Origin of the sequence: Streptomyces kronopolitis (genome assembly GCF_050953795.1) — a bacterium.
Lineage (GTDB): Bacteria > Actinomycetota > Actinomycetes > Streptomycetales > Streptomycetaceae > Streptomyces > Streptomyces kronopolitis_A.
On sequence record NZ_CP191850.1, the window covers coordinates 2,954,073 to 2,979,400 of the forward strand.

The window sequence follows — 25,328 nt, forward strand, 5'->3', positions numbered from 1 at the left end:
ACGTGCCCGGGCGGCGGCAATCCGGCGGGGGCGCGGGGAAGCGCGGGCCGGCGCGGGGAGCGCGACGGCCCCGTCCCGGCGGTGCGGGGCGGAGCCGTCGTCCGGCGGGACGCTGCGGGGTCAGCGGGCCAGCGGGTTACTTCACGCGCTGCACGTCCAGCTCGGTGATGCCCGGATGCGGCTTGGGCTTGCCGCCCGCCGCCGGGGTCCGGTCGCCCTCGACGGTGACCCGGACGTAGCGCGCCGGGCTCCGGCCCGCGTACCCGGTGCCCGTCCAGTGCTTGCCGTCCCGGGAGACCTCGATCCGGTAGGACTTCGGGCGGGTCGCGGTCCAGTGCGGGGTGATCCGTCCGACGAGCGTGGGCCGGCCGAGGTCGACGGTGAGGGTGCCGGTGGCGGCGTCGGGCACCCACGCGGTGGTGGTGTTGCCGTCCACGGCGGCGCCCGCGTACATGCCGGGCTCCTCCGAGGTCGCCGTGGCCGGGGTGCAGCGGGCCGCGTCCGAGGTCGCCGCGCGGTCCGGGCGGCGGGTCTTCAGGACGGCCGGCACACCGCGGCTGACGATCTTGTCGCCCTCGGGCGTCTCGATCCGCATCGGCGCCCCGGCGGTCAGCCGCACGGTGGTCTGCTCGGCGCCGATGGCGATGTCATAGGTGCGGCCCTGCCAGTGCAGACCGCGCAGGGTCACGCCCCGGGAGAGCTGCGGCGGCAGCATCGGGTCGAGGTGCACCGCGTTCTCCCGCAGCCGCAGCCCGGTCAGCCCGTTGGTGAAGGTCTGCAGGAAGCCGCCCTTGCCGGTGAGGAAGTCCTGTGCGGGCTTGCCGGCGTGCGGGTCGTCGGCGCCGGCCTTGTCGCCGCGCGCCTCGGAGAACTCCTTGAACGGCCCGCGCACGAACGGCTTGATGGACCGCTGCAGGTAGGTGTACGTCGCACAGCCCGGCTCGCCGAGGGCGGCGGCGTCGATGGCGTGCACGGAGTCCGTCATGGCCGGGCCGTCCGGGTCGGTGTGCCCGGCGTAGAAGTCCAGCGTGCGGGCCGCCCGCGCCTTCGACATGGGCCATTCCAGCGGGTACATCAGCAGCACGGTGTCGGCCTGCTTGATGGTGGTGCCCTTGTACCCGGCGTACTGCTCGAAGATCTTCTTCTTGCTGTCGTAGGGGATCCGCAGCTTGTCGGCGACGGTCTTCCAGGAGGCCGGTGCCTTCTCGCCGAGGATCGCGGCCACGCGGGTGGCGTTGCGCAGGGCGGTGGCGGCGCCGGCGTTGGTGAACACCCCGTCGTTGACGCCGTTGCTGTACTCGTCGGGACCTGCGACGTTCTTGACGGAGTAGCTGCCGTCGGTATTGCGGGTGGCCCGGGAGGCCCAGAACTCGGCGATGCCCTTGAGGACCGGCCAGCCGCGGGACCGCAGCCAGGCGGTGTCCTTGGTGGCGAGGTAGTACTGCCAGGTGGCCAGGGAGATGTCACCCATGAGGTGGTTTTGCGTCTTGCAGTGCGGCGGGTCCCAGCTGTGGCACTCGTTCCACAGATCGCCCTTGCTGCCGCTGGTCCAGGGGTAGAACAGCCCGTCGTAGCCCAGCTTCTTCGCGTTGGCGCGGGCCCCGGCGCGGGTCTTGTAGCGGTAGTCGACGATGGACCGGGCGAGCGTGGGGTGGGTGGCCAGCAGGCCCGGGTACATCCAGGTCTCGGCGTCCCAGAAGACCTCACCGGCGTAGTTGTCGCTGGTCAGGCCGGTGGGGCCGATGCTGTTGTCGCTGCCGGCGCGGGTCGCGGAGAGCAGTCCGTACTGCGCCGAGCGCACCCAGGACTGCATCTCGCGCTGTCCCTTGACCTCGATGTCGCTGCGCCACAGCCGCTGCCAGGCGGCGGTGTGCCGGGCGAAGAGGGCGTCCCAGCCCCGGGCCGCTGCCCTGCGGGAGGCGGCGTCGGCGTCGGCCCGTGGGGAGCGGGAGGTCAGCGCGGTGTCCACGCCGACGTACTTGGTCAGCTCGTAGGAGCGGCCGCTGCGGACCGGGAAGGACACCCGCTGGCGGTTGCTCAGCTTGTCCTGCTGCGCCTCCCTGCGGGGCTGCCCGGCCCGCACCCCGGGCCCGGTGCGCAGGGTGGAGGCCACCGCGCCGTCGGTCTTCGTGCCGTCCGTGCGGAATCCGACGTCCATGGTGCGGCCGCTGTGCGCGCCGGCGCCGGAGGGGGTCATCCGGCGGGCGCCGCGGCCGTCGAGGCCGTCGGTGACGGTGGCCGCGCCGCTCCAGTGGGGCGTCATCCGCAGGCGGACCGCGCCGGTGTGGGCGTCGTTGCGGTCGGCGAGCACGTCGTAGACCAGATCGGTGCGGCGCCCGTCGGCGGCCGTCCAGGTCAGTGAGGTACGGACGAAGCCGCAGCGCAGGGAGAGGGTCTGGCGGTAGTGCGAGATCCGGCCGGGTGCGGTGCCCGAGGAGAAGGTGTCGGAGCGGGCCCCGCCGGTGGCGACGTCGAGCGTGGACCAGGTGGGGATCGCGGCGATGGCCTGCCGGCCCTGCACGTCCTTGGGGCCCTTGGCGTAGAGCCCGGAGACGAACGCGCCGTCGTAGGCGGGGGTCTTCAGCGGCCAGCCGGTGGTGCCGCCGGGCGCGGTGTAGCCGGCGCCGTTGGGCGCGACCCGGGCGCCGAGGTACCCGTTGCCGACGTACGCGTGGTAGCTGTCCTTGGGGTCGATCCTGGTGGAGGTGGCCGTCCAGCCGTCGCTGTCGTCGCCCGGTACGCAGGGCCCTTGGGCGTCGCCGGCGGTCGGGCCTCCTTCGGGGGCCCGGACGGGTGCCGAGGCCGAGGCCGATACGGGTGCGAGGACCGCTATCAGCGCTCCCGCGAGCAGCGGGGCGACCAGCTTGCGCGAGCGGCGGGCAGCGCGCGGCCGCCGCTCCGCCTCGTCCCGCGGCGGCCGGTCAGCGGGGGGTGATGCCGAATGTTCCATGGTTCTCCGATATACGGGCGCGCCCGTGCCGCGTCGTCCACACGGCACGGACATCACCGTGAACATCATCAGGCCCCCGCCTGCACGGCACCCTAGGACGTATCCCCCGTCCGGGTCACGGGATCCGCCGCACCGAGTTACCACCGGCGCGTTCCGGGTGCCGGATTCGTCACCCGATTGGTCAAAGAGCCCCTGATACGGCACACTTTTAGACTGACCAGTCAGATCAAAGGGGAGGGGTGTTCGTGAACACCACCCGCCAGGGGGCGGCGGTCGACGCCAGAGGCATAGGAGTGGAGGGCCCACGGGGCTGGGCGTTCCGGGGCATCGACATCTCCGCCGAGCCGGGCGCGCTGATCGCCGTCCAGGGCTCCTCCGGTTCCGGCCGCACCTGCCTGCTGCTGGCCCTCACCGGCCGGATGCGGATCACCGCGGGCGAGGCGACGGTCGCCGGACTGCCGCTCCCGAAGCGCATCGGGACGGTGCGCAGCCGCACCGCCATCGCCCATGTGCCGGGCGTCGTCGAACTCGAACCGGCCCTCACGGTCGGCGAACACCTCAAGGAGCAGGCCCTGTTGGGCCACCGCTTCCAGGGCCTCGGTGCCTCGCTCCCGTGGGGCAGGCGCCAGAAGGAAGCCACCCGGGCCCGGATCGACGCCGCGCTCGCGGTCGTCGGCCTCGACCCCGCGTCCCTCGTCAAGGGCCTGCGGACGGCCGTGCGGGACCTGGAGCGGATCGAGGCGCTGCGGCTGTCCGTCGCCCTCGGGATCATGCACGAGCCGCAGCTGCTGGCCGTCGACGACGTCGACCTCAAGCTGTCGGCGGCGGAACGCGCCGAGGCCTGGCAGCTGCTGCGGGACGTGACGCGGACGGGCACCACCGTCGTGGCCGCCGGCAGCGAGGCCCCCGCGGACGCCGTGCTCGTGCGCACCACCCCCGCGCCGGCCACCGCGGATACGACCGCCGCGGACACGAGCGCCGCACCGGCCACGGAGACGCCGGCCACCGAGACACCGGCCACCAAGGCGCCGGCCGACGCCGGATCCGGCGCCGACTCCGGCGACGACACCCCCACCGACACCGACGAGAAGGAAGCAGCGGATGCGTTCGCCGAGACTGGCCGCGCTTGAGCTCAAGCGTTTCGGCAGGGGGAAGCTTCCCCGTCTGGGCCTGGTCGCCCTGATGCTGATCCCGCTGCTCTACGGGGCCCTGTACCTGTGCTCCTTCTGGGACCCCTACAGCCGCCTGGACAAGATCCCGGTGGCCCTCGTCAACGAGGACCAGGGCGCCAAGACCGGCGGCAAGAAGTTCACCGCGGGCGACGACCTGTCCGAGAACCTCAAGGACAGCAAGAAGTTCCACTGGGAGGACGTCAGCGCCGCGGACGCCGCCAAGGGCGTCGAGAACGGCACGTACTACCTCTCGCTGACCGTCCCGAAGGACTTCAGCAAGCGGATCGCCTCCAGCTCCGGGGACACCCCGCAGACCGGCGCGCTCAAGGTCCGCACGAACGACGCCAACAACTACGTCGTCGGCTCGATCTCCAAGACGGTCTTCTCCGAGGTGCGGGCCAAGACCTCGGCCACCTCGGCGCGGACCATGCTCGACAAGATCTTCATCTCGTTCTCCGACCTGCACGACAAGACCGCCGAGGCGGCGGACGGGGCCGGGAAGGTCGACAAGGGCGTGGGTTCGGCCAAGAAGGGCTCCGGCGACCTCGCGGACGGCCTCGGCAAGCTCAACGAGGGCGCCGGCAAGGTCAGTCAGGGCGCCGGTGACCTGAGCCGGGGCGCCTCGTCGGCCGTCGCCAAGGCCCGGGAGCTGCGCGACGGCGCGGGCCAGGTCGCCGACGGCACCCAGCAGCTCGCCGAGAAGGTCCACGGCCTGGCCAAGAAGGACCTGCCCTACCTCCGCGAGCACGGCAAGGAGATCGGCCGGGGCGCGCAGTTCGTCGCCGACGCCACCGAGACCGTCGACGACGTCCTCGACACCCTGCCGGGCGACTCCGCCAAGGCCGCCGAGCAGGCCCGCAAGAACGCCGACAACGCCGCGGAGATCTACCGGGACCGCTGCGGCGGGCTGCTGGACACCGACCCCGACTGCACCAAGCTGAAGGCCCTCGCCGACGGCAGCAAGGTGGCAGCCGACGCGGCGGAGAAGGTCCGCGACGCCGTCGCCGGGGCGGACTTCGGGCCGCTGCGCAGCAAGCTGCACGAGGTGCACCAGGGCGCGGTGATGGTCGCCGAGCAGGCCCCGGGCATCGGGCAGCGCGCGGACACCGCGATCCGTCAGATCAACCAGCTGAACGCCGGCGCCCACAAGGTCTCCCAGGGCGCGGGGCTGTTCGCGAACGGCATCGGCACCCTCGCCGACGGCGCGGGCAAGGTCGCCGACGGCGCCGGCAAGGTGCACAGCGGGGTCGGTGACGCCAAGGCGGGCGCCGTCAAGCTCACCGGCGGCCTCTTCAAGCTCAAGGACGGCACCAACCAGCTGGCCGACGGTCTGCACAGCGGCGTCGCCAAGATCCCGGACTACGACAAGAAGGACCGGGACGCCCGCACCGAGGTGATGTCCGACCCGGTCGAGCTGGCCGCCAAGTCGATGCACAAGGCGCCCAACTACGGCACCGGCCTGGCGCCGTACTTCATCCCGCTCTCCCTGTGGGTGGGCGCGATGGTCGCGTTCATGCTGCTCCCGGCGCTGGGCAAGCGGGCGCTGGCCGCGGGCGCCCCGGGCTGGCGGATCACCCTCGGTTCCTGGCTGCCCGCCTACGCCGTCGGCGTCGTCCAGGTGCTGGCCCTGATGGCCGTGCTGCACTGGGGCCTGGGCCTGGAGATGGTCCGCTCGGCGGGCACCGTCGGCTTCCTGCTGCTGGCCACGGCCTGCTTCACCGCCATCATCCAGCTGCTGGGCGCGTTCTTCGGACCGGCCGGCCGGGTGCTGACCCTGGTCGTCCTGATGCTCCAGCTGACCTCGGCGGGCGGCACCTACCCGGTGCAGACCAGCCCCGGGTTCTTCGGCGCCATCCACCCCTTCCTGCCGATGAGTTACGTGGTCGACGGCCTGCGCCGGCTGATCACCGGCGGTGACCTGGGCATCGTCTGGCAGGGCTGCGGCGTCCTGGTGGCCTTCACCCTCGGCGCGCTGGCCCTGACCGCCCTCACGGCGCGCGGCCGGCAGGTCGTGCGGATGAAGGACCTGCACCCGGAACTGAGCCTGTGAGTGTGCTCCCGGTCTCCCGGGGCGGTGCCGGCGACGGCACCGCCCCGGGGGCCGCCCCGGCCCCCCGGCGCGCGTCCACGCGACGCCGGCTCTTCGACGCCGCCGTGGTCCTCATCGCCGAACAGGGCTTCTCGGCCACCACCGTCGACGAGATCGCTGACCGCGCCGGTGTCGCCAAGGGCACCGTCTACTACAACTTCGCCAGCAAGAACGTCCTCTACGAGGAGCTGCTGCGCGACGGCATGGACCTGCTCGCCGGCTCGCTGCGCCGGGCCGCCGAGGCCACGGTGGCCGCGGGCGGCACCCACGTCGACGCCCTGGACGCCATGATCCGCGCCGGCCTGGACTTCATCGCCGGCTCCCCCGCCCTGATGCAGCTCTACGTCGCCGAACTCTGGCGCACCAACCGCACCTGGCGGGCGACCCTCACCTCCGTCCGCGGCCGGGCCCTGACCGTCGTCGAGTCGGTCCTGCACGACGCCGTGGCCGCCGGTGAACTCTCCGGTGAACTCGACATCTCCCTCACCGCCTCCGCCCTCCTCGGCATGGTCCTGGTGGCCGCCCTGGACTGGCAGTCCTTCCAGCCGGACCGCTCGGTCGAGGACGTCCACGCGGCGCTGTCCCGGCTGCTCCAGGGGCGGGTGGGAGCGGGCGGGCCGTAAAAGCCCCGCCCTGCCGCACCCGGGCCGGCCCGGTCGTGGACAACCGCCCACGACCGGGCCGGCCTTCCGCATGCGTCAGCGGCCGGCCGGTGACCGGACGGGGGTCAGGGTTCGATGACTCCCGCGTGCGCGCCGGACGGGGACAGGACGGCCGTCGCGGTGGTCGCTCCGGCGAAGGAGGCGTCGTAGCCGCCGTGCAGGAGGATCAGGCTCAACAGGAGCGTCTCGTTGAGCCGGGCGGTGCCCTGGGCGTCGGTGACGGCGGTGCCCATGAGGTTGCTGCCGATGGTGAACACGATGGTCTGGCCGGGCACGGGCAGACCGGTGACCTGGTCGGTCAGCGTGGCGGTCAGGAACGGGAAGTACACGTGCGGCGGGAACAGCTTCGTCAGCGCCGGGGTCGCGGTCAGCGTGGTGGCGTGGACGGGGAGCACGTAGGTGAACCCGTTCGTCAGCGTGACGCTGCCGCCGGGGGTGGTGACGGTGACGTCCACCGGGCCGGGCGCTCCGGGCGGAGTGGTGGCGGTGAGCTGCGTACCGGCGGCGTTGACGCTCACCCCGGTGGCCGGGTTGCCGCCGAACGTGACGCTCGCCCCGGTCAGGTTGGTGCCGGTGATGGTCACGACCGTGCCGCCCTCGGTGGTCCCCTGGGTGGGGTTGACGGTGCTCAGCGTCGGGGGGAACTGGATGACGCTGACGTTGGCCCCGGCGATGTTGCTGACGTAGACCTTGTTGTTGGGCGCGATCACCAGCGCGATCGGCTGGCTGCCGACCGGGATCGGGGCGCCGACGACCATGTTGGTGGTGGTGTCGATCACCGACACGTCGTTCGAGCCCCGGTTGGCCGTGTAGGCGGTGCCGTCGGCGCCGACCGTGATGCCCCACGGGTTGGCGCCGACGGGGATCGTGGCGATGACGGTGTCCGCGGTGGTGTCGATCACCGACACGTTGTTCGATCCGATGTTGACGACGTAGGCGTTGCCGTTGGGGGCGATCGCCACGAAGTTCGGCTGGGAGCCGACGGGGATCGTGGTGACGACAGAGGCGGTGGCGGTGTCGATCACCGTCACGTCGTTGGCGTTCCGGTTGGCGACGTAGGCCTTGCCGTTGGCGGCGACCGCGATGCCGACCGGCCCGCTGCCGGTGGGGATCGCGGCACCGACGACCGTGTTGGTGGTGGTGTCGATCTCCTGCACGCTTGCCGCCCCGAAGCGGCCGACGTAGACGTTGCCGCTGGGGATGACCGCCGCCGCGGCGGGGCCGCCGCCGAGGGGGATCGTGGTGAGGACGGTGCCGGTGGCGGTGTCGATCACCGTCACGTCGTTGGAGATGTTGTTGGGGACGTAGGCGTTGCCGTTGGGGGCGACCGTCAGCCAGGCCGGTGTGGTGCCGGTGGGGATCGCGGCACCGATGACGGTGTCCGTGGCGGTGTCGATGGTCTGCACGTTGTTCGACCCGGAGTTGGCGACGTAGAGGTCGCCGTTGGGGAGGAACGCCAGCCCGACCGGATTGGTGCCGACGGGGATGAACGTGACCGCCAGGAGGGTGTGTAGCGCCGCCGGGACGGCCGCCGGCACCTGTGCGGGGAGGAGAGTGGTCCGCAGCAGATCCTGCTGCGGTGACTGGACGCTGGTACTCATGTGGACCCCTTCGGTCGGGGCCGCCGCCCCGGACCCGTCCGGGCCCCCGCGCGGGGAGCGGCACAGGTCCGGCGCTCCCTGTCCGGGGCAGCACACGCCACAGCGCAGCCACGGCCATGGCCACGGACCGCGTCACCACAACACGACGGGCTGCTACACCCCGAGGAGGGATGGGCAGCCCGTTTGGTTCGGTAAGAGCGTCCTCTCCACCTGGTGAGGCGGTGAAACATGCCCAGGAGTGTGGTCAGGGGCAGGGACGTGGTCAGGGGCAGGGACGTGGTCAGGGGCAGGGGTGTGGTCAGGAGTCCTGATGCGTCGGCGCGAACATCCGCAGGCGGGCCGGGAGGACGACGACGGAGGGGCCGGGGGCCGCCAGCGCCGCCGCCAGATCCGTGCGGAGCCGCTCCGGGCCCGTACGGACCGCGGGCACGCCGAACGACTCGGCGAGCGCCACGAAGTCCGGCCGGGTGAGTTCGGTGGCGGTGGCCGCGCCGAAGGCGTCGGTCATGTACTCCCGCAGGATGCCGTAGCCGCCGTCGTCGACGATCAGCCAGGTCACCGGGGCGTCGTGCTGCCGGGCGGTGGCGAGTTCGGCGAGCGAGTACATGGCGCCGCCGTCGCCGGAGACCGCCAGCACCGGCCGCGACGGGTCCGCGGCGGCCACCCCCAGGGCCGCCGGGAAGCCGTAGCCCAGCCCTCCGGCGCCCTGGGCCGAATGCAGGGCGTTGGCGGCCCCCGGGTCGAAGGCGGACCAGGCCCAGTAGGCGAGGATCGTCATGTCCCAGCAGCTGACCGCGCCGTCCGGCAGGGCTTCCCGCACCGAGGCCAGGAGCTGCTGTTCCAGGTCGAGTTGCTGCCCGTCGATCCGGTCGCGGACGCGCGCCAGGAGGTCCACCACGGCGGCCTCGGGCTCCCCGGCGTCCCCGGCGCCCGCGGGCTCCCGCTCGCCCACCTCCCCGACCAGCGCGGCCAGCGCCGCCCGGGCGTCCGCGTGGATGCCCAGCGCGGCGTGGTTCGCCTCCAGCTTGCCGAGGTCCGCCTCGATCTGCACGAGGCGGCCCCGCGGCCGGAAGGTGTGGTAGTTCGAGGAGAGTTCGCCCAGCCCGGAGCCGACCACCAGCAGGGTGTCGGCCTCCTCCAGGAAGGCCGTGGTGTGCCGGTCCTCCAGCCAGGACTGCAAGGAGAGCGGATGCTCCCACGGGAAGGCGCCCTTGCCGCCGAAGGTGGTGGCCACCGGTGCCCGCAGCCGCTCGGCGAGCGCCAGCAGCTCGGCCTCCGCCCCGGCCCGTACGACTCCCCCGCCGGCCAGGATCACCGGCCGCCGGGCTGCGGCCAGCAGGTCCGCCGCGGCCGCGATCAGCTCCGGGCGCGGCGGCAACTCCCGCGGCGCGGCGCGCAGTCCGGTCACCGGCGGGATCTCGACCTCGGCCAGCAGCACGTCCTGCGGGATCTCCAGCCACACCGGCCCGTGCGGCACGCTCAGCGCCGACTCCCAGGCGGCGGCCACCGCGGAGGGGATCTGGGAGGCGGTGCGCGCCGAGTGGACGGACTTGACCACGCCCCGGAACGAGGCGCTCTGGTCGCCGAGTTCGTGCAGATAGCCGTGGCGGCCGCCGCCGATCCCGGCCAGCGGCACCTGACTGCCGATGGCCAGCACGGCCGCCGAGCCGGCCGCCGCCTCCTGGAGCGCGGGCAGCGTCATCAGCGCGCCGGGGCCGGTGGACACCACCAGCGGCGCGACCGAGTGCGTGGCCCGGGCGTACGCGTCGGCGGCGAAGCCCGCGTTGTTCTCCACCCGCAGGCCCACATAGCGCAGCGCGGAGCGGCGCAGCGCGTCGAAGATGCCGAGCGCGTGCTGGCCCGGCAGCCCGAAGACGGTGTCCGCGCCGAGGGCCGTCAGGGATTCGACGACCAGATCGCCGCCGGTGCGCCCGGTCTGCTCCGGCACGGGTTCGGTGGTGCTCATCTGTGGTCGGCTCTCCGTCTCGTGGTGGTGGGGTGGGTGGGGTGGTGCAGGGGCGGGCGGCCGGGCGCCGTCAGACGCGGGACAGCGGGGACGGGGTGTCCGCCCGGCCCGCCAGCCGCTCCCGCCAGACGGTCAGCACCGCCTGGTCCGTGGGCCGGGTGGCGAGGCTGACCGCCACGTACGCCACGAGCGAGGCGAGCAGCCCGTAGTAGATCGGCTCGTTGGCGAGGACCCCGAGGGAGGCCATCAGGCCGAGGACGGTCAGTCCGCCGACGGCGACCGAGGCGAGCGCGCCGGCGGCGGTCCCCCGCCGCCACAGCAGTCCGCCGAGGATCGGGACCAGCAGGCCGCCGACCAGGAGGTTGTAGGCGAGGGTGAGCGCCTCGACGACGTTGTTGAGCGCGCTCGCGATGCCGATGACGGCCAGCCCCATCAGCAGGGTGAAGAGGCGGTTGCCGCGCACCTCGTCGGGGGCTTCGGCCGGTTCGCCGCCCCGCGGGCCGCCGGCCGCCCCGGACGCGGCCCCGGCGGCCGGCTCCCGCCGTGCCCGGACGGCGCCCCTGACCCGCGACCAGATGTCGTTGTGGGCGACCGTGGCGCAGGCGATCAGCGCGCCCGACGAGGTGGACATCACCGCGGACAGCGCAGCCGCCAGCACCAGTCCGCGCACGCCCACCGGCAGGGTGTCCCTGACGATGGTGGCGAAGGCGTCGTCCGGGCTGCCCAGATGCGGGTAGAGCACCTTGGCCGCGGTGCCGATGACCGCCCCGGCCAGCGCGTAGACCAGGCAGTACGTACCGGCCGCGGTGCCGCCCAGGCGGGCCACCCGGTCGCTGCGGGCGGTGAAGACCCGCTGCCAGATGTCCTGCCCGATGAGCATGCCGAAGGAGTAGATCAGCACGTACGTGAAGACCGTCTGGCCGCCGATGCCCAGCGGGGCGAAGTAGTCGTGCGGCAGCCGGTGGGCCATCTCCCCGAAGCCGCCCGCCTTGATGACGGCGACGGGCAGCAGGAGCAGCAGCACCCCGATCGTCTTGACGACGAACTGGACCATGTCGGTGAGGGTGATCGACCACATGCCGCCGAGCGTGGAGTACGCGACGACGATGGCTCCGCCGATGACGATCGACAGTGTCCGGTCCAGGCCGAAGAGCACATCGAAGATCGTCGCGTAGGCGATCGTCGAGGTGACCGCCAGCATCAGCGTGTACGCCCACATGACGAGGCCGGAGATGAGCCCGGCGGAGCCGCCGTAGCGCAGGTCCAGCATCTCGGAGACGGTGTAGACCCTCAGCCGGGCGATCCGGGCGGAGAAGAAGACGCTCAGCGCGAGCAGCCCGAGGCCGATGGCGAAGACCATCCAGGCGCCGGAGAGGCCGTATTGGTAGCCGAGGCCCACACCGCCGATGGTGGAGGCACCGCCGAGCACGATCGCCGCCATGGTGCCCGAGTACATCGCCGGGCCGAGGCGGCGGCCGGCGACGAGGAAGTCGCTCTTGGAGGTGGCGCGGCGCATCCCCCACCAGCCCACCGCGAGCATTCCGGCCAGGTAGAGCACGATCACCGCATAGTCGACAGCCATGGGCCATCCCTTCCAGCTGCGCCGAGGGGGGAGAAAAGCGAGAGCAGAGGGGCAACGGGTGTGGGGGAGGTGGGCGGGGCGCCCGGTGAGCGGGGGTCCCGCCGGGCACCGCGCCTGGGGGTTGACCCTAGGAGGCGGCACGGCGACGCTGAAGTGTACGTTTCCTCCATTCGCCGCCTCCTGAAGTGGAGGGTTCGCACATGCCGCGCCCGCTGCCCCCGCCGTCCACCCCGCCGGTGCCGCTCGCGGAGCTGCTCGCCCGGACGGATCTGGGCCTGCGCCAGCTGGCCGGGCCCCGCGAGGGCGTCGCCCTCCACTGGGTGCACACCTCCGAGATGGCCGACCCGGTGCCGTACCTCCTGGGCGGCGAGATGCTGCTGACGGCGGGGGTGCATCTGGCGGAGGTCACCGGCGGCGCCGCCGCCGTGGACGCCTATCTCGACGGCTATGCCGCCCGCACCGTCGCGGCCGGCGCCGCCGCCCTCGGCTTCGGGATCGCGCCGGTGCACCAGACCGTTCCGCCCGCCCTGGTGGCGGCCTGCGACCGGCACGGCCTCCCGCTGGTCGAGGTCCCGGCGGGCACCCCGTTCACCGCGGTCGAGAGCGCCGTGTGGCAGGCCGTCACGCAGGCCAGGCACCGCGAGCTGACCCGGCTCAGCGAGGCACAGCGCGCGCTGGCCGCGGCCGCCGCCCGCCCCGAGCCGGCCACGGCCGTGCTGCGCGCCCTGGCCCGCCATGTGCACGGCTGGACGGCGCTGCTCACCGGTGACGGCGCGGTGCGCGGCGCGGCCGGGCCCCCGCCCTGCGCCGCCGTCCGGGCCGCGGCCGGGCGCCTGGCGCAGGTCGTCGGCGACGGCGGCCCGTCCTCGGCGACCGACACCCTCCCCGACGCCTCGCTGTCCGCCTACGCGCTGACGGGGCGCGGCCACGGCCCGCAGGCGCTCGCCCTGGCCGTGGCGGCAAAGGCGCACGACCGGCCCGCGCACACCATCGCCGGCGTCGCCGCCGTGCTCCTCTCCCTGATCACCGGCCCGGCCGCGGAGCCCGGTCCGGCCGCCGCCGGGCACTGCGCGGCCCTGGTCCGGCTGCTGCTCGGCGGCCACCCGGACGAGGTCGCCCCGCTGCTCGGACCGCAGCGGTGGTCGGTCGTCCGTGCCGAGCGCCGCCGGGACACCACCGAGCCGGCGGCCGCCCTGGCCACCGCGCTCGGCACCCCGCTGCTCGACCCGGGCCCGGATCCGGCGGCCGCCCAGGACGCGGCCCCCGCCGTCCGCGCCCTGGTGCCCGCCGAGCGGGAGATCACCGCGCAGCCCGGCTGGACACTCGGCGTCAGCGCCCCCGTCCCGCTCGCCGAACTGCCCGCCGCCGACCGGCACGCCGCCACCGCCCTGCGCCGCGCCCTCGCCACCCGCGCCGCCCTGGTGCGCCACCGCTCCCCCGGCCCGCACGGCCTCACCGCACTCGTCGCCCCCGACGACGCCCGCCGGCACGCCCAGGCCCTGCTCTCCCCCCTGGACGGCGCCCCGCAGCTTCGCCTCACCCTCCACCACTGGCTTTCCCTGCACGGCAGTTGGGACCGCACGGCGACCGCGCTCGGCATCCACCGCAACACCGTCCGCCAGCGCGTCGCCCGCATCGCCGGCCTGCTCGACACCGACCTCGACGACCCCGACGTCCGCATGGAACTCTGGTTCGCCCTGCGCGCCCTGGACCGGGACACCCCGCCGGACCGAGGGGATCGTCCCGGACGGTCAACTCCCTTCAGCACCCCGCCCGTCCACGACTAGACTCGGCTCCGCCGCGGACCGTGCGCCGCGCACCGTGCAACGCCGGACGAGAGCCGTGCGGGACGCCGCAGGGCGACCCGGCGCACCGGCGGCGGCACACAGGGCACAGGACTCAGGACACCGCGGACGAGGATCGGGGAACCGCCATGGCAGGGGACGGGCTGAAGGCCGACATTCCGTCACTGAAGACCGGTGGCAAGGACTTCACCGGCGTCGGGGAGCGCTACCAGTCCGCGGTGGACAAGCTGAAGAACGGGCTCACCGGCCTGGAGGGGCAGGACACCCCGCCCTGGGGCGACGACGAGATCGGCGAGAAGTTCGGCGTGGTCTACGAGGGCCTGCGCGACGGCATGTACGAGTCGATGGGGCATCTGGCCGCCAAGCTCCAGGAGATCGGCGGCGCCCTGAACACCATGGCCGACAACCACCAGGCCGATGAGGACTTCAACGAGTCCCTGATGAAGCAGCACGTCGCCAACGCCGAGGCGGAGGGGCAGCGGATCGCCACCATGCGGTCGCCCCACATCCAGCTCTGAGCCCGGGTGCGCGGGCAGCGGCCCCGCACACGGACACCGGCCCGCCACGTCCTCACGTGGCGCGCCGGCGCTTCGGCTACCGGTTACGGAACCGTTCCGGGGACCTACTCCCCGTCCCGCCCCGCGGCGATCTGCCGCGACATGATCGTCGTCAGCTCGTACGCCGTGTGCGAGGCGGCCACGCAGGTGATCTCCGCGTGGTCGTAGGCCGGGGCGACCTCCACCACGTCGGCCGAGACCAGGTGGCAGGAGGACAGCCCGCGCAGGATCTCCAGGAGTTCGCGGGAGGTCAGACCGCCGGCCTCGGGGGTGCCGGTGCCGGGCGCGTGCGCCGGGTCCAGCACATCGATGTCGATGGAGATGTACAGCGGACGGTCGCCGATGCGCTGGCGCAGCTGATCGGCGACCTCATCGACGCCGCGGCGCATGACGTCCGCCGACGTGACGATGCCGAAGCCCATCTTCTCGTCGTCGTCGAGGTCCTTCTTGCCGTACAGCGGGCCGCGGGTGCCGACGTGGGAGAGCGCGGAGGTGTCGAGGATGCCTTCCTCGACGGCCCGGCGGAAGGGGGTGCCGTGGGTGTACTCGGCCCCGAAGTAGGTGTCCCAGGTGTCCAGATGGGCGTCGAAGTGCAGCAGCGCGACCGGGCCGTGCTTCTTGGCGACCGACCGCAGGAGCGGCAGGGCGATGGTGTGGTCGCCGCCGAGGGTCATCATCCGGGCGCCGGAGGCGAGCAGGTCGTCGGCCGCGGCCTCGACCGTCTCCACGGCCTCGTTGATGTTGAACGGGTTCGCGGCGATGTCCCCGGCGTCGGCGACCTGCGCGAGCGCGAAGGGCGAGGCGTCCTGGGCCGGGTTGTAGGGCCGCAGCAGACGGGACGCCTCCCGGATGGCGTTGCCGCCGAAGCGGGCGCCGGGGCGGTAGGAGACGCCGGTGTCGAAGGGGACGCCGACGACGGCCACGTCGGCCCGGCCGCCGACCTCGTCGAGGCGGGGCAGCCGCGCGAACGTCGCGGGCCCGGCGTAGCGCGGGACACGGGAGGAGTCGACGGGGCCGACGGGCCCGGTGGAGGAGGTCATGAGGCTGAGAGTAGGGAGCGCCGGACGATCACCCCATGGACATTTGCGGCGCCCGGGCCGACCCCGTTGGACATTTTGGCCAGCCGCCCCGACCGTGCCCCCACGCGCGCCGACGAGCCGATGACCTGCGACTCCTGGACCGCACTCCGTGACGGCGCCGCACCGCTCCCCGCGCCCCCGTGTCCGGGCTGCGGAACCGTCCGGCCCCGGATCACCCCTACGGGCACAATGGCGCTATGCCGATAGCCTCCGCAGCCACCGCCCCCACGCGCGCCGCACTCGTCGATCACCTCGTACGGACCCGGATCGCCGGTGACGTCGCCACCCCCCGCGAGAACAACCTCACCCACTACCGCCGGCTCGCCAACGGTGACCGCTACTACTGGTTCGGCCTGGAATTCGGCGACCGGTGGACGGACGAGCAGGACATCCTGGCCGTGATGGCGGAGCGCTGCGGCGTGATCGACGACCCGCACCACCGGCAGGGCCAGGACACCATCGACCCGGAGCTGACGGTCGACGCCCTGGACCGGGCCGCCGCGCTGCTGCGCAAGGCGGCGGCCGGCAAGCAGCGGGTGCTGTTCGCGACCGGCCACCCGGGCGGACTGCTGGACGTGCACCGCGCGACGGCCGAGGCCCTGCGCGCGGCGGGCTGCGAGATCGTCGTCATCCCCGAGGGGCTGCGGGCGGACGACGGCATGGTCTTCCAGTTCGGCGACGTCGCGATGCTGGAGCGCGGCGCCACCCTGTGGCACACCCACTCCCCCGAGCCGATGGCCGCGATCCTGGACGGCCTGGAGCGCGACGGCCGCCCCCTTCCGGACCTGGTGATGGCCGACCACGGCTGGGCCGGCTGCGCCGCCCAACGCGGCCTGGACGCGATCGGCTTCGCCGACTCCAACGACCCGGCCCTCTTCCTAGGCGAGTCCGAGGGCACCGTCCGCGTCACCATCCCCCTCGACGACCACGTCCTGAGCCCACGGCACTACGACCCGCTGACTGCCTATCTGCTGGAGGGGGCGGGGGTGTCGGGCTGAAAGCCTCGCGGGCGGCGCGGAGTGCGGCGGGTGGCATCTTTATTGCTCGACGCGCCCATTCCACCGCCCTCCGGGCCTCTCACGGCTGCGGATGGCCACAGAGTTGCCGAGCCCCGGACCCGCTCATAGGAGACGGCCTTCCCGCAAGGTGATTCGGCGACGTTGCGATACTGGGGCACGGCTGTGCGGAAGAGCTGTCCCGGCGAGTGGCGATGCTGATCGCGATAGCGCAGGCCTCAACTAACAGGCCTAATCATCGCCGTCAGGACCGGCGATGCGGGCGAGGGCTGGCTCCGGCCGAGGTCTTCGTATCCCCAGGATTCGTAGAGGCGGTGCACCTTTCCGTCTCCGGCGAGCGGGTTGACCATGAGCGAGACGTACGGCTCGTTCCGCCCGGCCAGGAGGGCGTCGTGGATCCGCCGGGCGATGCCGGTGCCGCGCCAGGGAATGCGCACGCCGATTTCCTTGAGGGCCAGGGCATGCCGGCCGGTGTATTCGGCTGATGGAGCGGGCGTGACCCGCTTCCACCAACGGTCCTCGGAATCAACGGTGTTGGCGTACGCATAGCCGATGGGCTCTTCCTGCTCATAAGCAAGGACGGCCACCCAGCCCGGTTCCTCGGAATGGCGGTCGAGGCGCTCGGCGAAGGCAGCGACCGCGTAGTTCGGAAGATGCAAGAGATCTGCGCGGACATCGGCGTACACGCCCAGGAGGTCGTGCCGGGCCGGTTCGAGCGAGTGGAACGTTCGCAACTCGGCAGTGGGCGTCATACCGAATCCTTCCAGGTGGCGTGTGCGTACTGATTCCACATGCGAGTGGTCGGACTGTTCGGTGCCATGGCGCGAATCCTTGTGTGGAAGCTGCGGAGCATCCGGGCGACCCGCGGGTGATGCGCACCGGCATTGCGGGAGACCGACATGGCGGTGGCGACCGCAGGCCCGACATCCTCCTGGCCGAGTTGCGCGCACGCCAGCCGAGTGGTCGCGATGGCCCTCGACCGCTGCATGTGGGGCCGAAGGGCCGCCAGGCATCGGTGCGCGTGCGCTTCCGCTGTCTCGTAGTCTCCAAGGGCGAGATATCCGGTGAGCGCAAGCGAATCCAACTCCGCCTGGTCGTAGAACGAGACCATCCACACAGGGCGGTTGGCGCGCGGATCGGCGCGGTCCATCGCCTCCTGGGCCTGGGCGAAGCTGCGCCGGGCGGCTGTGGCGTTTCCGGCCACGCCGTGAATGGCTGCCTGCCTGGCAAGACCGAGGGATGCGAACAGCGGGTCACGGCGCGTGATGGAGAGGCTTCGAGCAACGTCATTCGCGGCCATTGCTTCCATGGGGCGACCCATATGCCGGTACAGCGTTCCGGCATGTGACCAAATACGGAATTTGATGGCCGGGTCGGCTGATAATTCGGCGAGCGCTTGGGCTTCTCGCATGTGAACCATCGCCTCTTCGAAGCGCCGCCCGTCAATCGCGGCCCACATCGCCGATGACCGGAATGCCGCCGCGCATGCGTACACGTAGGCCCGCACTCGCTGGCTGGCGCTCCCGGAATTCTGCAGGGCCAGGGCCTCGCCGGCGAGCGCCAGAGATTTCTGCTCGATGCCGAGTCGACCGCCATGCCGGTGATCGCTAGCAATGATCTCGGTGAAGCGGGCCTGGAGTCGGTCGACGTCGCTCGTCCCGATCCGGCGGCTGGAGAAGCCCGACGAAGGCGTGACTGTGGCTGCGGCCAAGGCCGTCCCGGCGGCGAGAAAGCGACGGCGTTCCACGGGGTCCTCCGGCGGTGGTGCGGGGGCGGCGGGAGACGGGGCACGGCCCCGCGGTAAGAACCCTAAGTCGGTCGCGGAGCAGCCGGTGACTTTCTCCAACGCCACCCGGGTCGCCGACTTCGGCCACCGTACCCGGCCCGCTTTCCAGTCCCGGACCGATGAGCCGTCCAGCCCACCCACTTTCCCGGTGAGGTCCCCGACTGCCGAATTCACCGCGTCGGCCAACGAATTGGAGCTGTAGCCGTTTTCCGCCATCCATGCTTCAAGCGTCGCGTTGCGCGAAGTGCTCATGCACGCACGGTAGCTCCACGGTCGCCGCGTCGTCAGCTAAAGGGGTGCCCAAATCGCCCTAGGGGTGGTGGAGAAGAGGTGACCCGATCTCCCTAATCACCTTGCCCCGGCACCGCGTTAGCTGGTCATGAGCCGACGGTGAGGCTCCGGCGCCTGAGTGGCCACGACGCACCTCTCGGGATGCCGGGACGGGCAGCGGCTCTGCGGGCTCTCGCTCTCGCGCTCGCGTCATAACCGCTCGTGTCCACAGCGAACTGGAGGACTGACCAAGTTGCCCACCGCATCAACCGCTCGCCGCCCCCTGACCGATGCCGCTCCGCACCCCCGACCTGCACCCTCCGTACCGACCGGCGCAAAATGCCTGCCACCCGAAGCCCGCGCGTTCCGCCGACAGCACGGCGACCCGCTTGGCTGGGACTCCGGTGAATGGGCCGCCTACCTCCGTCTCGGAGGCGCCTCATGACCACCGGGTGGGACGCACTTCCCGCGCTGAAGGCATGGACGGTTCACGAGATCACGGGTCAGGCGTGCCCCTGCTGCCACGGTGTCTACAGCCTGGCACGGGAGAAGGTCGCCGGTCCGGACGGCCGCCACACCTGCCGCCCCTGCACCGTCCCGCTCGGCATCTCCGCGGGAGCGGAGGCCGCGCGATGACGCCCCGGAGGCCGCCGGAGGTCGGCGACGAGGTCGAATACGCCCCCGGGCGGCTGGCCGTCCTCACCGACATCCGCAAAGGCGTCCCCTACCTGCGAAGTCCGGGAATCACGGAATGGCCGGTGCAGGACCCGACCACCTTGACGGTGAGGCGGACGCGGGCCGAGCGGCTCGCGGCCGGCGACTTCCATTGAGGCCGGGAGGCCCCGGGATAGGCCGGTATCTCCATACCCACACCAATCGAGAAAAGGAGCACAGCATGACTTCCACCCAGACCCCGGAGCGCGTAGAGCTGGGAAGGTTCTTTGAGGTCAGCGCCCGGGAATTCGAGGCGGGCAACACCGCGCCGGAAATGTTCTCCACCGGTGTCGATGCCGCATGGCATCGGCTGATGGGCACTCCCGAGTACGCCCCGTTCTGCCATCAGCGCGCCGGGCAGGTCTTCGGGCACGTCACTCACTACGGGTCGGGAACGGTTTCCTGGATCCGCACCTACGAGGAAATGTTCGGCCCGCTGCCCGTCATCTGGTTCACGGACGCGGACGGCACCGTCGACGAGAAGGCAGTGGACCGCTATCGGGCGACCGGCGAGGTGTGGGCCGAGTGGAACTGCTCGCCGGCGCCGGAAGACCCGGAAGCCGCCCCGAAGCGCCGGAAGACCACCACTCGGTGAGCACCGGCGGCATCGGCGGAGTGCCCCGGCCCGGCGCCGGGGTACTCCGCCTCGTCGAGAGCCGGACCTGCGAACCACAGACGGTGGACATCAGCGGCTACGTCCGCGCCGTGGCCTCGCACTGCCCGTTCCTGTTGCCGTCGGTGGCACGGGGACTGACGGGCTGGACGGTGTACGAGATCTCCGAGGGCGCCCGGCCCGTGGAAGTGGAGGCCGAGGTGTTCCACGCGGGAGTCCAGGCCGCCGAGTGGATACGGCCGTTGACGACTCGGCCGCACGGCACGCTCGTATGCGAGAACATCGTGCTTCTGGGAGGCCGCGCCGCAACCCCTCGCGAAGTGCTGGCGTGGCCGCACTGGGGGCTGAAGCACCTCTACGGACCGGTGGGGCTGATGTTCGGCAAGTTCTGGACGAGCGAGGAGAGCACCGACCGCGGTGGCGCGCACATTCCCGCGCCGCCCTTTTCGTTCCTCGCCGTGCGTTGTGCCGTCCGGCCTGTCGACCCCCGGTTCCTCGCAGACACCCCGGACCTCGCGCGGTCGCTCTCCACAGCCGTGGACGACGGACGCGAGGTGTTCCAGGGGCTCCCGTACGAGTGGAAGGCAGTGAAGAGATGGGCCAGTTCCCTGGTTTCCCCGCAGCCGCCGTCGCGTCCACCGAAGCGGCCTGCGGTCCCGGGGCCGAACTGAAAGAAGTCTCCTACCGGCGTGGCGCGGCGGTGTGGAAGGCGACCGGCCCGGACGGGGTGGTCGCGGTCAAGGCAGGCTACGGCGACGGAGCGGCCGCCACTCAGCGGGAGGCAGACGTCCTCAAGGCGCTCGGCTGGCCCGACTACCTACTGGCGTCCGGCGGGGACGCAGATGTGGCCTGGCTGGTGACCCACTGGTTCACAGGACCGTCGACCTGGCAGGTCTTCGCTCCCGTGCGGGCTGACGCGGACGGGAAGGACGGCGCCCTGACAGCCTCCGTCGACCTGTGCCGGGCCGTGGCAGAACTCCATGCCTCCGGCTGGATCCACTCCGACCTCCAGCCCTCGCACGGCATCCACACCGACCACGGTGTACGGCTGCTCGACTGTTCCTGGTCCTGGCGCGACGGCACGGAACCGGCCACCGAATTCCGCGGCGGCCTCACCCACCTGGTGGCGCCGGAGCTGGCCGAGTCCGTCAATGCCGGTAGGCAGCCACCGACCCCGAGTACCGCCACCGACGTGTACGCCCTGGCCGGAACGTTGTGGACCTGCGTCACCGGCCGCTGGCCACTGGACTACGCCGGGGCGGGGATCGATCCCGGCCGGCTCACCCCGGCAGAACTCCGCACCCATATCGCCGGTCGTCGCCTCCCGCTCGACTCCGCGGCCCCCTGGCCGGCGTTCCAGGACCTCCTGCGGCCGGCCCTCCTCGGCCCAGCGGGAGACCGGCCAACAGCCGCCGAACTCGCGGCAACCCTGGCGAGGGCGGCCAAGTGATCGAGCTACGGGAATTCACCATGAATGACGCCCCCGCGCTCCAACGGATCTACAGCGGTGCGTCCTTGAGGTACATCGAGCGCCGGTCACTCACCCTCGACGAGGCTGTCGCCCTGGTGGCGAACGCCCTCGCCGACGCCTGCTCCGAGCCGCGTGACCGATGGGCGTACGGCATCACGGCCGACGGCGACCTGCTCGGGATGGTCCGGCTGCGCTGTCGCACCGAGCGCCATGCCAGCCTCAGCTACGTCCTGCGCGAGGACTCCTGGGGCCGCGGATACGCCACCCGAGCCGTCGCCGGCATGCTGCGCCACGCGTTCACCGCCACCGGACTGACGAGCATCGGCGCCCGGCACCACCCCGACAACACCGCCTCCGGCCGGGTCCTGGAGAAGAACGGGTTCCGCTACCGGGGCACTCGTGACGGGTGGTCCTCGTACAGCATCCGCAGGCCCGGCGGCAGGGAGCCGTGAACCACCTCGCCCCGGGGACGGAGCGCCATGGCATGCCCTCGGCCCGCCACTACTTCCGCGGCACCCGGATGACCCCCTCCTGGATCACCGACACCGCCAGCGCGCCATCCGCCGTGAAGATGCGGCCCTTGCCCAGGCCGCGGCCGGACTGGGCGGTGGGGGATTCCTGGTCGTAGAGGAGCCAGTCGTCGGCGCGCAGGGGGCGGTGGAACCACATGGCGTGGTCGAGGCTGGCGCCGACCACGTCGCCGACGGCCCAGCCGCCGCGGCCGTGGGCGAGCAGGATCGAGTCCAGCAGGGTCATGTCGGAGACGTAGGTGACCAGGCAGATGTCGAGCAGGGGGCGGGTGACGGTGTCGCCGCAGTCGGCGCCGTCGGCCAGGGCCTTGTCCAGGTCGCCGTTGGTGCGGAACCACACCTGTGAGCGGGGCTCGCGGGGCTCGCCGACGGTGGCGTAGGGCGGCGCGTCGACGTAGCGCAGGTCGATCGCGGCCCGGGCCTCCAGGAGGCGGTCGGCGACGGCCGGGGTGAGGTACCGGCCGGCGTGCCGCGGCAGGATCTCGGCGGGGCTGGGCAGGGTCAGCGGGTCCGGCGCGGGCGGCATCGGCTCCTGGTGCTCCAGGCCCTCCTCGTGGGTCTGGAAGGAGGCCGAGAGGTGGAAGATCGGCTGGCCGTGCTGGACGGCGACGACCCGGCGGGTGGTGAAGGACCGGCCGTCGCGGATCCGGTCGACGGTGTAGACGATCGGCGCGCCGGGGTCGCCGGGGCGCAGGAAGTAGGCGTGCAGGGAGTGCGGGGGGCGGTCGGCGGGGACCGTCCGCCCGGCGGCGACCAGCGCCTGCGCGGCGACCTGGCCGCCGAAGACGCGGGGCACGACCGAGGCGCGGCTCTCGCCGCGGAAGATGTCCTGCTCGATCCGCTCCAGGGCGAGCAGATCGAGCAGGGACCGCAGTGCGTCGTTCACGTGCGCGGGGACCTTACGGCCTAGAGGCCCATGGACTTGGCGATGATCATCTTCATGACCTCGCTGGTGCCGCCGTAGATGCGGTTGACGCGGTTGTCGGCGTATAGGCGGGCGATCGGGTACTCGTTCATGAAGCCGTAACCGCCGTGCAGCTGGAGGCACTTGTCGATCACGCGGTGCGCGACCTCGGTGCAGAACAGCTTGGCGGAGGCGGCCTCGGCCGGGCTCAGCTCGCCGGCGTCCAGGGCCTCCAGCGCGCGGTCGGCGACGGCCTCGGCCGCGTCCACCTCGGCCTGGCAGGCGGCGAGTTCGAACTTGGTGTTCTGGAAGGCGGCGACGGGCTTGCCGAAGACCGTGCGCTCCTGCACGTACTCCTTGGCGAACCGGACGGCGGCCTTGGCCTGGGCGTAGGCACCGAAGGCGATGCCCCAGCGCTCGGAGGCGAGGTTCAGGCCGAGGTAGCCGAAGCCCTTGTTCTCCTCGCCCAGCAGGTCCTCGACCGGGACCTTGACGTCGACGAAGGCCAGCTCGGCGGTGTCGGAGACCTTCAGGCCGAGCTTGTCGAGCTTGCGGCCGACGGAGTAGCCCTCGGCCTTGGTGTCCACGGCGAAGAGCGAGATGCCGAAGCGGCGGTCGTCCTCGCGGGGCGCGGCGGTGCGGGCGCAGACGATGACGCGGTCGGCGTGCACACCGCCGGTGATGAAGGTCTTGGCGCCGTTGAGGACGTAGTGCGTGCCGTCCTCGGAGAGCTTGGCGGTGGTCTTCATGCCGGCGAGGTCGGAGCCGGTGCCCGGCTCCGTCATCGCCAGCGCCCACATCTCCTCGCCGCTGACGAACTTCGGCAGGAAGCGCTTCTTCTGCTCGTCGGTGGCGAGCATCTCGATGTAGGGCAGGCCGAGCAGCACGTGCACGCCGGAGCCGCCGAAGGAGACGCCCGCGCGGGAGGTCTCCTCGTACATCACGGCCTCGAACTTGTGCGAGTCGATGCCCGCGCCGCCGTACTCCTCGGGGACCCGGATCCCGAAGACCCCCAGCTCACCGAGCTTGTAGTAGAAGTCGCGGGGCGCCTGGCCGGCGGCGAGCCACTCGTCGTGCACGGGCACGACCTCGGCCTCGATGAAGGCGCGTATGGTCTCGCGGAACGCCTCGTGGTCCTCGTTGAACACCGTCCGCTTCACTGGCGGCCTCCCTGCACTGAGTAACTCTGAATCGCACTGCCTAAGCGCTTGCTCAGCCGCAGGTTACCCGCCAGTCACCATGAACGTCCAGAGCCCCCCGCGGCGCTTTTGCGGCCGCCGTCGCGAGCGGTGGGCACCACCCCCGCACCCCTCGCGCCGCGCGCGCAAACAATTCGCCATCCGGCACCCATTTCCTGCTGACGCCGTGGCCATTACCGGCGAAACGGGTCAGCATCAACACATGAGGGATCGAGCGGCAGTTGTGGAAGTCCAGGTCACACCGCCACTCGTCGCGGCGTGGTTCCATCGCCTGATGACACGTCCCGTCATTGAGGTCGACGGAAAGGAACACGCCACACAATGGGGCAGGTCACGAGTGGCTGTGACTCCTGGCACCCACCGCATCGGCGTCTTCTTCCGCTACCGAGGGCGAAGGAACGCACGGCTCGCCGAGGCGAGCAGGGAGTTCTCGACGGCCGAGGCGCCCTCGACCGTGCGCCTCACGGCCCGCCTCGGTCCGCGCAACGGCAGCGGATTCCGGTTCGAGGCGTCGAAGGGTCCGTAACGCGTGGAGGGGCCTGGCCCGCGCTCCACGGGACGGGCGGCGGTGGACAGCCCGCCGGAAGCACGCCCGGGACGAATCGGGCGGCCGGGGAGACGTCGGTGGAACGGGCCGTGGACCGGGCCCCGCGCTACCTGCCCGGCGTCGACGCCGCCATCGAGCCGCCCTCCGCGGCCTCCCGCGCCACCGCGCCGAACGCCCCCAGCGCCAGCCCGTGCAGCAGCTCCGCCATCTCCGTGCGCCCCGGGAGGGCGCCGGGCCGGCCGAGGTGCGGGGTGGAGTTGAGCAGGCCGAAGACGGCGTGCACCGCGGCGCGGGCCCGGGACTCGGAGGGGCCCGGGTGGACCTCGCGGACCACGTCCACCCACAGCTCCACGTACTGCCGCTGGAGCTGGCGGACCCGCTTGCGGTCGGTCTCGCGCAGCCGGTCCAGCTCACGGTCGTGCAGGGTGATCAGCGGGCGGTCGTCCAGCGCGAAGTCGATATGGCCGTCGATCAGCGCGCGCAGCACCGCCTCGGGGCTCTCGCCGCCCTCCTCGATGCGCATCCGGCCCCCGGCGAGCAGCCGCTCACTGATGCCGACCAGCAGCTCGGCCAGCATGGCGTCCTTGCCGGCGAAGTGCCGGTAGAGGCCGGGGCCCGAGATGCCCACGGCGGCCCCTATCTCGTCCACGCCCACGCCGTGGAAGCCGCGCTCCGCGAAGAGCCGGGCCGCCTCCCGGAGGATCTGCTCACGGCGGCTGGTCGGGGCGGGGGCCTGCGCATTACTCATGCCGTCGATTGTAGACAGCCGGGTTAGTGCTCGTTAACCTGAAGGGGATGTGGTTAACGCCTATTAA

The 25,328-nt window shown here is 72.2% G+C and carries 23 protein-coding genes; 13 read left to right on the plus strand and 10 right to left on the minus strand.

All coding sequences use genetic code 11. The features are described 5' to 3' along the window. Window positions 1–136 precede the first annotated feature (136 nt). The gene (locus ACQP17_RS12825) at window positions 137–2,950 is read right to left on the minus strand and encodes a discoidin domain-containing protein (RefSeq protein ID WP_433856390.1); all 2,814 of its coding nucleotides are present in this window, start codon (window positions 2,948–2,950) and stop codon (window positions 137–139) included. A 245-nt stretch (window positions 2,951–3,195) separates the two neighbouring features. On the opposite strand from ACQP17_RS12825, the gene ACQP17_RS12830 reads away from it, so the two are divergent. The 3 genes from ACQP17_RS12830 to ACQP17_RS12840 are packed head-to-tail and all read left to right on the plus strand — an operon-like array spanning window position 3,196 to window position 6,834. Then, complete coding sequence (locus ACQP17_RS12830; protein ID WP_433856391.1) at window positions 3,196–4,080, plus strand: ATP-binding cassette domain-containing protein; 885 nt, start codon at window positions 3,196–3,198, stop codon at window positions 4,078–4,080. Continuing rightward, window positions 4,052–6,172: a YhgE/Pip family protein gene (locus ACQP17_RS12835; RefSeq protein ID WP_433856392.1), complete on the plus strand. Its 2,121-nt coding sequence runs from the start codon at window positions 4,052–4,054 to the stop codon at window positions 6,170–6,172. Before ACQP17_RS12830 ends, ACQP17_RS12835 begins: the two co-directional genes overlap by 29 nt. After that, the gene (locus tag ACQP17_RS12840) at window positions 6,169–6,834 is read left to right on the plus strand and encodes a TetR/AcrR family transcriptional regulator (RefSeq protein WP_433856393.1); all 666 of its coding nucleotides are present in this window, start codon (window positions 6,169–6,171) and stop codon (window positions 6,832–6,834) included. The genes ACQP17_RS12835 and ACQP17_RS12840 overlap by 4 nt, the downstream gene beginning before the upstream one ends. A gap of 104 nt (window positions 6,835–6,938) precedes the next feature. Here ACQP17_RS12840 and ACQP17_RS12845 read toward each other — a convergent pair whose 3' ends face one another. The 3 genes from ACQP17_RS12845 to ACQP17_RS12855 form a co-directional block, all read right to left on the minus strand. After that, entirely contained in the window at window positions 6,939–8,474 is a 1,536-nt protein-coding gene (locus ACQP17_RS12845) for an IPT/TIG domain-containing protein (protein WP_433856394.1), read from the minus strand. A gap of 298 nt (window positions 8,475–8,772) precedes the next feature. Continuing rightward, on the minus strand, window positions 8,773–10,440 hold the full coding sequence (locus ACQP17_RS12850; RefSeq protein WP_433856395.1) for a thiamine pyrophosphate-binding protein: 1,668 nt from the start codon (window positions 10,438–10,440) through the stop codon (window positions 8,773–8,775). A gap of 70 nt (window positions 10,441–10,510) precedes the next feature. After that, entirely contained in the window at window positions 10,511–12,022 is a 1,512-nt protein-coding gene (locus tag ACQP17_RS12855; RefSeq protein WP_433856396.1) for a sodium:solute symporter, read from the minus strand. A gap of 200 nt (window positions 12,023–12,222) precedes the next feature. Here ACQP17_RS12855 and ACQP17_RS12860 point away from each other — a divergent pair, with 200 nt between their 5' ends. Together ACQP17_RS12860 and ACQP17_RS12865 are read left to right on the plus strand one after the other, a co-directional pair. After that, a complete protein-coding gene (locus ACQP17_RS12860) occupies window positions 12,223–13,809 on the plus strand; it encodes a helix-turn-helix domain-containing protein (RefSeq protein ID WP_433856397.1) in 1,587 nt (528 codons plus the stop codon). 146 nt (window positions 13,810–13,955) lie between these two features. Beyond that, window positions 13,956–14,345 carry a WXG100 family type VII secretion target gene (locus ACQP17_RS12865; protein ID WP_433856398.1) on the plus strand — a complete coding sequence of 130 codons (390 nt, stop codon included), beginning with the start codon at window positions 13,956–13,958 and terminating at the stop codon, window positions 14,343–14,345. Window positions 14,346–14,449: 104 nt separating this feature from the next. On the opposite strand, the gene speB is transcribed toward ACQP17_RS12865, so the two are convergent. Continuing rightward, a complete protein-coding gene (gene speB, locus ACQP17_RS12870) occupies window positions 14,450–15,424 on the minus strand; it encodes an agmatinase (protein WP_433856399.1) in 975 nt (324 codons plus the stop codon). A 236-nt stretch (window positions 15,425–15,660) separates the two neighbouring features. Between speB and ACQP17_RS12875 the strand changes: the two genes are divergently transcribed. Further along, complete coding sequence (locus ACQP17_RS12875) at window positions 15,661–16,461, plus strand: phosphatase (protein WP_433856400.1); 801 nt, start codon at window positions 15,661–15,663, stop codon at window positions 16,459–16,461. 236 nt (window positions 16,462–16,697) lie between these two features. Here the strand turns inward: ACQP17_RS12875 and ACQP17_RS12880 are convergent, their stop codons facing one another. Together ACQP17_RS12880 and ACQP17_RS12885 are read right to left on the minus strand one after the other, a co-directional pair. Next, on the minus strand, window positions 16,698–17,231 hold the full coding sequence (locus ACQP17_RS12880; RefSeq protein ID WP_433856401.1) for a GNAT family N-acetyltransferase: 534 nt from the start codon (window positions 17,229–17,231) through the stop codon (window positions 16,698–16,700). Beyond that, window positions 17,228–18,517: an XRE family transcriptional regulator gene (locus tag ACQP17_RS12885; protein ID WP_433856402.1), complete on the minus strand. Its 1,290-nt coding sequence runs from the start codon at window positions 18,515–18,517 to the stop codon at window positions 17,228–17,230. Before ACQP17_RS12885 ends, ACQP17_RS12880 begins: the two co-directional genes overlap by 4 nt. A gap of 459 nt (window positions 18,518–18,976) precedes the next feature. On the opposite strand from ACQP17_RS12885, the gene ACQP17_RS12890 reads away from it, so the two are divergent. The 6 genes from ACQP17_RS12890 to ACQP17_RS12915 all read left to right on the plus strand — a co-directional run bounded on the left by ACQP17_RS12890 (window position 18,977) and on the right by ACQP17_RS12915 (window position 21,785). Next, window positions 18,977–19,171 (plus strand): hypothetical protein, encoded by a 195-nt coding sequence (locus ACQP17_RS12890; RefSeq protein WP_433856403.1) that lies wholly within the window; start codon window positions 18,977–18,979, stop codon window positions 19,169–19,171. Continuing rightward, the gene (locus tag ACQP17_RS12895; protein WP_433856404.1) at window positions 19,168–19,365 is read left to right on the plus strand and encodes a hypothetical protein; all 198 of its coding nucleotides are present in this window, start codon (window positions 19,168–19,170) and stop codon (window positions 19,363–19,365) included. Before ACQP17_RS12890 ends, ACQP17_RS12895 begins: the two co-directional genes overlap by 4 nt. Window positions 19,366–19,430: 65 nt before the next feature. After that, complete coding sequence (locus ACQP17_RS12900; RefSeq protein ID WP_433856405.1) at window positions 19,431–19,844, plus strand: hypothetical protein; 414 nt, start codon at window positions 19,431–19,433, stop codon at window positions 19,842–19,844. A gap of 83 nt (window positions 19,845–19,927) precedes the next feature. Beyond that, the gene (locus tag ACQP17_RS12905; protein ID WP_433856406.1) at window positions 19,928–20,533 is read left to right on the plus strand and encodes a hypothetical protein; all 606 of its coding nucleotides are present in this window, start codon (window positions 19,928–19,930) and stop codon (window positions 20,531–20,533) included. Then, the gene (locus ACQP17_RS12910) at window positions 20,458–21,312 is read left to right on the plus strand and encodes a hypothetical protein (RefSeq protein ID WP_433856407.1); all 855 of its coding nucleotides are present in this window, start codon (window positions 20,458–20,460) and stop codon (window positions 21,310–21,312) included. The genes ACQP17_RS12905 and ACQP17_RS12910 overlap by 76 nt, the downstream gene beginning before the upstream one ends. Next, window positions 21,309–21,785, plus strand: coding sequence for a GNAT family N-acetyltransferase (locus ACQP17_RS12915; RefSeq protein ID WP_433856408.1), 477 nt, complete (start codon window positions 21,309–21,311; stop codon window positions 21,783–21,785). Before ACQP17_RS12910 ends, ACQP17_RS12915 begins: the two co-directional genes overlap by 4 nt. Before the next feature lie 49 nt (window positions 21,786–21,834). On the opposite strand, the gene ACQP17_RS12920 is transcribed toward ACQP17_RS12915, so the two are convergent. After that, a complete protein-coding gene (locus tag ACQP17_RS12920; protein WP_433856409.1) occupies window positions 21,835–22,749 on the minus strand; it encodes an acyl-CoA thioesterase in 915 nt (304 codons plus the stop codon). A gap of 20 nt (window positions 22,750–22,769) precedes the next feature. Further along, a complete protein-coding gene (locus tag ACQP17_RS12925) occupies window positions 22,770–23,927 on the minus strand; it encodes an acyl-CoA dehydrogenase family protein (RefSeq protein ID WP_433856410.1) in 1,158 nt (385 codons plus the stop codon). Between the two features lie 376 nt (window positions 23,928–24,303). On the opposite strand from ACQP17_RS12925, the gene ACQP17_RS12930 reads away from it, so the two are divergent. Beyond that, window positions 24,304–24,492: a hypothetical protein gene (locus ACQP17_RS12930; protein ID WP_433856411.1), complete on the plus strand. Its 189-nt coding sequence runs from the start codon at window positions 24,304–24,306 to the stop codon at window positions 24,490–24,492. A 127-nt stretch (window positions 24,493–24,619) separates the two neighbouring features. Here the strand turns inward: ACQP17_RS12930 and ACQP17_RS12935 are convergent, their stop codons facing one another. Next, window positions 24,620–25,261: an SACE_7040 family transcriptional regulator gene (locus tag ACQP17_RS12935; protein WP_433856412.1), complete on the minus strand. Its 642-nt coding sequence runs from the start codon at window positions 25,259–25,261 to the stop codon at window positions 24,620–24,622. Window positions 25,262–25,328: the final 67 nt, after the last annotated feature.

Bases quoted from the DNA above. Each gene is read 5' to 3' on its own strand.
- ACQP17_RS12825 (WP_433856390.1), bottom strand. From the start codon at position 2,950: ATGGAACATTCGGCATCACCCCCCGCTGACCGGCCGCCGCGGGACGAG.
- ACQP17_RS12835 (WP_433856392.1), top strand. From the start codon at position 4,052: ATGCGTTCGCCGAGACTGGCCGCGCTTGAGCTCAAGCGTTTCGGCAGG.
- ACQP17_RS12845 (WP_433856394.1), bottom strand. From the start codon at position 8,474: ATGAGTACCAGCGTCCAGTCACCGCAGCAGGATCTGCTGCGGACCACT.
- ACQP17_RS12850 (WP_433856395.1), bottom strand. From the start codon at position 10,440: ATGAGCACCACCGAACCCGTGCCGGAGCAGACCGGGCGCACCGGCGGC.
- ACQP17_RS12855 (WP_433856396.1), bottom strand. From the start codon at position 12,022: ATGGCTGTCGACTATGCGGTGATCGTGCTCTACCTGGCCGGAATGCTC.
- ACQP17_RS12860 (WP_433856397.1), top strand. From the start codon at position 12,223: ATGCCGCGCCCGCTGCCCCCGCCGTCCACCCCGCCGGTGCCGCTCGCG.
- ACQP17_RS12865 (WP_433856398.1), top strand. From the start codon at position 13,956: ATGGCAGGGGACGGGCTGAAGGCCGACATTCCGTCACTGAAGACCGGT.
- speB (WP_433856399.1), bottom strand. From the start codon at position 15,424: ATGACCTCCTCCACCGGGCCCGTCGGCCCCGTCGACTCCTCCCGTGTC.
- ACQP17_RS12875 (WP_433856400.1), top strand. From the start codon at position 15,661: ATGCCGATAGCCTCCGCAGCCACCGCCCCCACGCGCGCCGCACTCGTC.
- ACQP17_RS12880 (WP_433856401.1), bottom strand. From the start codon at position 17,231: ATGACGCCCACTGCCGAGTTGCGAACGTTCCACTCGCTCGAACCGGCC.
- ACQP17_RS12885 (WP_433856402.1), bottom strand. From the start codon at position 18,517: ATGAGCACTTCGCGCAACGCGACGCTTGAAGCATGGATGGCGGAAAAC.
- ACQP17_RS12890 (WP_433856403.1), top strand. From the start codon at position 18,977: ATGACCACCGGGTGGGACGCACTTCCCGCGCTGAAGGCATGGACGGTT.
- ACQP17_RS12895 (WP_433856404.1), top strand. From the start codon at position 19,168: ATGACGCCCCGGAGGCCGCCGGAGGTCGGCGACGAGGTCGAATACGCC.
- ACQP17_RS12900 (WP_433856405.1), top strand. From the start codon at position 19,431: ATGACTTCCACCCAGACCCCGGAGCGCGTAGAGCTGGGAAGGTTCTTT.
- ACQP17_RS12910 (WP_433856407.1), top strand. From the start codon at position 20,458: ATGGGCCAGTTCCCTGGTTTCCCCGCAGCCGCCGTCGCGTCCACCGAA.
- ACQP17_RS12935 (WP_433856412.1), bottom strand. From the start codon at position 25,261: ATGAGTAATGCGCAGGCCCCCGCCCCGACCAGCCGCCGTGAGCAGATC.